1 protein-coding gene is annotated in these 536 nt (G+C 34.1%); it reads right to left on the minus strand.

Annotated elements, in window-relative coordinates:
- Positions 1–536 (minus strand): cupin domain-containing protein (locus I6F35_RS39645; protein ID WP_225122972.1); only part of this gene is annotated, 536 nt, incomplete at both ends.

Genomic DNA, 536 nt, shown 5'->3' on the forward strand with positions numbered 1-536 from the left:
CATGTTTTCTGCAAACTGAATATCAAAACTATTTATAGCATTAGTTATTATAGTTTTTATTTTTTCTTTATCAGATAATGAATCACCATGCTCTATAGGTTCCCGCATATATGGATTGTTTTTTAATTCATCAAATAATGTTTTAAATAGTTCTAATCGACGAGGTCTTATAACTGTAAAAGATATATGAAGAGAGTGTTTGCTCTGAGTCGTAACATTGTGCCAGTATCCAGCAGGAAGATATATGGCCTGACCTGGGGTTATATCAAACTCATAATCTGGGGAGGTATTAGGTGGTAGATAATCGAAGCTTCTTTCATCTTCGAGAGGGTATGAATAGGTAGGGTTGTAAACTTTCCATTTTTTTATTCCCTCAATTTGAACAGCTATTACATCATGATTGTCAAAATGAAGCCCAAAGCTTGGTGTTGCTGTAAATGCAGCATATAGATTAGCACTACATGTACATTCTAACTCTTTAGATAACCATAGTCTGCTTTCATCTACAGATTCAAAGAATGACTGGCATCGATCTA

Source organism: Bradyrhizobium sp. BRP22 (genome assembly GCF_020194175.1).
In the GTDB taxonomy this organism is placed as follows: domain Bacteria; phylum Pseudomonadota; class Alphaproteobacteria; order Rhizobiales; family Xanthobacteraceae; genus Bradyrhizobium.